Here is a 4,677-nt window from a genome sequence, read left to right on the forward strand (position 1 = left end):
AACGCCGATTGCGCCGTGCAGCTCCGTATCGAGTACCGTCCGCACGATCCCACTGCTGAACCAAGCTTCGTTGCGAACATCATCTGGGATGTCGTTGCTATTGATGGTGCATATGTATTGACCGCGGGTAGCCTCGACCATTTCTTGAGCGAAATGCAAGGTTCCTGCGCGTTGACGAGGGTCGACACCGTCGAACACGGTCGAATCGTGGATCAAGAAATCAGGGTGATGTGCCGTCTGGATCCCTTCCTCGAGCATCGTTAGATCAAAACAAAACATGGTGGCTCGGTTGACCCCGGTGCTGCCTGCGCCAGTAACCTTTAAGCTGAACTTAAAGCCTCCGTCGTCTACGGCGACGGTGAGTACGGCATCTTTGCCATAGAGCCTTTTCATCTTCGAGCCGAACCGCTCCCCGATGTCGTCCAACTTGCCGCGAGACCGCGACAGAACTTCGCTGGCGGCCGCTCTTTCTTGGGCCTTCGCAAGCTTCAGTTCATCTCGCTTGGATTCCAGTTCTCTGGCTTGCTCGATCTGCTCGTCGACTGCCGCGATCCTTGCTTCGATGTCGGCGAGCTCGGCTTGCAGGGCGAGCAGCTCCTCCAGAGCCCCTCCCGCGCGCAGCGACTGCATAGCCGATTCTCGGCGCTGGGACAGCGCTTGCAACTGCACGTTCCGTTCGGCGGAGCGCCCGTCAATTTCTGCAATTTCTGCCGCCAAGAAGGCTCGTCTGTTGGACAGGAGGGAAGAATGAAAAGCTTCTACCTCGTCCATTCGTCGCCTAAACCCGTCAGCAAGAATGAGCCCCGAGACTTCGAACAGGGACGCCACGAGCGCAGCGGACCCTGTTTCGTCCGCGCCGTCGTCGGCGAGAGAAGTATCGTATAGGTCCCTCATTTGGCGGTCCGTTACAGCCTCATCGCGAAGGAATGAAATCTCCTTGGTTAGCGCGTTGGCTCTTTCAACTAGTCCTTGCGGATCTTCCAGGACTCTGAAGCTACTTATCCGGGTGTGCCACTCATCAGCTTCACCTCGTAGCGATGCTCTTTCGAGTAGAAGCTCACTTTCCGGCCGCAAGCTCGTGATGAGGCCTTCGCGGGTGGCAGCAGTAATCGCAGAAAGTTGGTCGAGGCCGGTCTTGATGCGCGCTAATTGGAGCACTGGCCGCCAGTCCAAACCCATTAGAAAAGAGACATGCATTCGGCTGCTCGTTGCAGACTGCTGACTGAAGGTCTTTAGCGGGTCATTCGGGGTGTCGGTCCGGACCACATATGACAGAAGTGTGCGGACTGACAGCCCGACACTTGTTTCGAGCTCCGGTTCGAGCCGGAAAAGCGCCAGGCCAAGCACCTCTTTCCAGTCATCCAGACTTATTGTTCCCTCGGTGAGGTAGGGCTGGAGCGCCGGCAGCGACGCCTCGTCCGCAAGTATTTGTAGTCTGGACCCACCACTCAGGTCGCGGGTTGCCTTCACTCGGCCCCCAAACATTTCGAGCGTCAGCGAGATCGACCATCCTGCTTCAGCCAAGGGGAGAAGGCTGGCTGGCCGATTTCCGGCAAGAACCCAGTTGATGAACTTGAGGATTGTTGACTTGCCGCGGGCGTTTCGGCTGTCCTGCTCCGTTGCTTCGGCGTCTCGATCTGCGACGATCGCGTTGAATCCCGGCTTAAAATCGATGGGCTTGAACTCTGGTCGGTTGGTCTCTAGCCGTATTAGCACTCTTAGCTCACTCCCAGGATTCCATCATTGTGGTCAATCAGACCGGCGGCGTACAGAAATGTGAGCGACGCTGCAAAGGTCTCGAACGTAACAGGGCTCATTTGTTCTTTTGCCACCGCGAATAGACCACCTACCGTGTAGCCCCTCTCCGAAAGCAAAGTCAGAAGCGCAGCACTCCGGCCCACCAGTGTTTGTTCGATCGGCGTGAACTTGTCAGGGAGGATCTCAATCACGTTCAAATATCTCGCACACTTCGAAGAGGTAGGCGATCACGGCTAAAGCAGCAGCGCGAAGGTCCGGGGATTCTTGAGGTCCGGCATTCTCGCTTGCAGTCTCGACAAGATAGTCAAAGACTTGATCGGGAGTCAGGCCCTCGGACAAAGCAGCGTAGTAGTCAGCCTTCGCTCCGGCCACAAGGGACCGTCCGAAACCCGGATCGAACTGGTTTTGGTTGGCGATGAAGCTTGAAACTCTGAAGGCTTGGGACAATCCATCCTTTATTCGGTCAGAGACGACCTCACTCAGGCTGTTGAGGTCTATCTTTTGCTGTAGCGGAAGTGCCAGATCAATCGGCTCAAGGGATACAGCAGGAGTCGCAACGACAACCTGGCACACGAGACGTAACTGCGCGTAAGTCACAGAGCCCATCGCATGGCGCATCGCCTTCGCAACTGTTCGCTCGTGACTTGCCTTGGCGGTCATAAGAAAGTCACGGGTGTGCCCGTTGGTCTGAGAATCAATCGCATCGTGATGTGATCCGCACAAGTAGATGAGATTGTCAGCCGACCCGCGTTGTGCCTCTGTCATCGTCGCGTCATAGCGAGGACCACCAGGACTTGCTGCAGCTATGTGAGCAACTTTGCCCACTGCCTTGGGGCGGTCCTCGGGATGATCAGCGGGAATGACCAGCTCGACACCACAACTGGGGTAAGCGCAGCGGTTTCCACTACGGGCGATCAGGACCTTTTCTTGCGCCGGAGGAACGGTGCCCCTGGTGCTCGTCCGACTTGCCATAGGGAAAATGGTAGCCCGCGTGTTGCCTTTGGGATTCCCGACACGTCGTACAATGCCCATTTCCGTAAGATCCTCCGGCAGAACTGCCCTGTGAAGGCCCCTATCGGCGACACTCAAAAGCGACCGTTACCTATTGCTCAAGAGCCGTCTGGACGGCCTGTCAGGGGAAAAGTGCAGGAGGATGAGATCGCTCGACTGCTTCATGCCCATCGACATGAACAACAACTACACCAGCTATCCCGGAACCTTCTTCTCGATCCAGTCTGAGCTCGTCAGGTAAGCCGGAAAATTCTCCGCTCAGCAGGTTCAAGACATAAGCCGGAGGGGCCGTCCTAAGCCCGCGCAGCACTTCCGCGAAGTATTGAACACCAGAATGATCTCTATCATCGGGCAGCGATTCGAAAACTGGCGCATCACTGACCTGATTATCCGGAGCTGCTTCCACTTCCGTTGCGGTACCCAGGGAGAACTGCCCGAAGCGTTGGTCGAGAGTCTGCGCGAGAAAGCACTGTGCCACGTGTTTTGAGCCGTGCTGCTGTTGCTGGATGAACGCCTTCAGCTTTGCGGAAACAGGCACTGTTGGCACTAACAGCGGAGCCTTAAATTCTGATGGGGGACTGGCAAGATCCTCGATAGGAGTAGATAGTACGTAGGCCTGAGTTGCGTCTGTTCGCGTGTAGTTACGTGCTACGTGAGCAGACAAAAACGCAACCGTCTTTTTCCCACATTCCAAGCAAGAATCACGGGCTCGCGCCGGATCGAAGTGACCCAGATGAGGGTCATCACCCGGTGGTTGGATGTCGGCGGTGTAGTTCGGAGAACCAAAATAGAGGACGTAGGCTGCCGCCACTTGGAGCTTTTTGGCTGTGGCAAGGAGTTGGGAGCGTTGAGCGCCCGACTTGTATGTGAAGTCGATGTCCCATGGGCTCCTCTTGGTGCCCCTCTTTTTAAGACGTTTGGCCTGCACGAGCATGCCGAAGGCTGTCCCGTCCGAATCAATCCACCACCAGAGCCAGTCGGCGCCAGTACCGTCTGTGCCGCCCTCTTCGTTCTTGCTGAAAGGATAGACGGCCACTCTATGGCCGGCCCAGCTCAGGACAAGATCCGTGACTGCTTCTTCCTTCCATGTGAGACCTACGTTTTCCATTAGGGTCATGTGCAGCTGCGCCTCAGTGCGAGCCAGCAAAAAGGCATATGAGAGGGAGTCGATGTTCACCTTTCGATCATTCCAGCTACGACGGGAATGATCGTGCAACGAACTGTCCCAGGTAAGGGCCATGCAAAAACGATCGTTTGAGACCCTGTCAGTTCGACCGCCATGATCACCCGAGGAATCGCCTGGATCGCGCTGTCGGAACTCTTTGCCGGGATCATAGTCAGCCAAAATAGGGAAGAAGGCGTTATTGACCACTGAGAGCGGACTGCGCCGGAGAGATGCGCGGCTTCGCTTCAAGTGCGGTCGCTAAACTTTCTGGCGGAGCGCATAACCTGTGATCTCAACGATGAGTGCTAGCTGGTTTCCGGCTAATTCGTGGTCTCAAGCGCAGGAAGCAAATGATCAAGGGGGATATTATGCCGATTGCGTCTCAGACCTGCTCGACGACGGGTTGCGCCAACCCGGCGGCCTTCATTACGCGAACGAAGCCGGCGTGGTGCGAGCCCTGCTCGCTGCCGGCTACCGCGTCGTGCGCCTGCGGGAGGACGATCTGCCAAAACTCGGGATCGACTTGCCGCACTATCTTGAAGTGCAGGTCTATTCAATGGCCCCGAGGCCGAACGAGACGTTCTCCCACATCAAGGAGTGGTTGGCCACGGTGGCGTGATGGGCCCCGTTATACATCTCGTCAAAGGACCGTCTGCTGAGACAGCCGGTCTTCCCCGGCCGCCATTTCTGGAGGTGAGAGAAAGTCGCGGATTTTAGACAACCCCCTCGTCTCAGCAATATGT

The 4,677-nt window shown here is 56.4% G+C and carries 5 protein-coding genes; 1 reads left to right on the forward strand and 4 read right to left on the reverse strand.

All coding sequences use genetic code 11. The annotated features are described in order from the left end of the window. The 4 genes from AC5RWT_RS34680 to AC5RWT_RS34695 form a co-directional block, all read right to left on the reverse strand. Positions 1-1,716 (reverse strand): DUF2326 domain-containing protein (locus AC5RWT_RS34680; RefSeq protein ID WP_494084184.1); only part of this gene is annotated, 1,716 nt, incomplete at its 3' end. 2 nt (positions 1,717-1,718) lie between these two features. Beyond that, positions 1,719-1,949, reverse strand: a complete 231-nt coding sequence (locus AC5RWT_RS34685; RefSeq protein ID WP_494084185.1) for an ABC-three component system middle component 6 — start codon at positions 1,947-1,949, stop codon at positions 1,719-1,721. Then, on the reverse strand, positions 1,942-2,730 hold the full coding sequence (locus AC5RWT_RS34690; protein WP_494084186.1) for an ABC-three component system protein: 789 nt from the start codon (positions 2,728-2,730) through the stop codon (positions 1,942-1,944). Before AC5RWT_RS34690 ends, AC5RWT_RS34685 begins: the two co-directional genes overlap by 8 nt. A gap of 160 nt (positions 2,731-2,890) precedes the next feature. Beyond that, positions 2,891-3,946 (reverse strand): DUF6615 family protein, encoded by a 1,056-nt coding sequence (locus AC5RWT_RS34695; protein ID WP_494084187.1) that lies wholly within the window; start codon positions 3,944-3,946, stop codon positions 2,891-2,893. A gap of 286 nt (positions 3,947-4,232) precedes the next feature. Here AC5RWT_RS34695 and AC5RWT_RS34700 point away from each other — a divergent pair, with 286 nt between their 5' ends. Continuing rightward, positions 4,233-4,553, forward strand: coding sequence for a hypothetical protein (locus AC5RWT_RS34700; protein ID WP_494084188.1), 321 nt, complete (start codon positions 4,233-4,235; stop codon positions 4,551-4,553). Positions 4,554-4,677: the final 124 nt, after the last annotated feature.

Source organism: Arthrobacter sp. Dra40, from assembly GCF_059091905.1.

Excerpts from the sequence above, each read along its gene's own strand:
- AC5RWT_RS34690 (WP_494084186.1), bottom strand. The coding sequence starts at position 2,730 with ATGGCAAGTCGGACGAGCACCAGGGGCACCGTTCCTCCGGCGCAAGAA.
- AC5RWT_RS34700 (WP_494084188.1), top strand. The coding sequence starts at position 4,233 with ATGAGTGCTAGCTGGTTTCCGGCTAATTCGTGGTCTCAAGCGCAGGAA.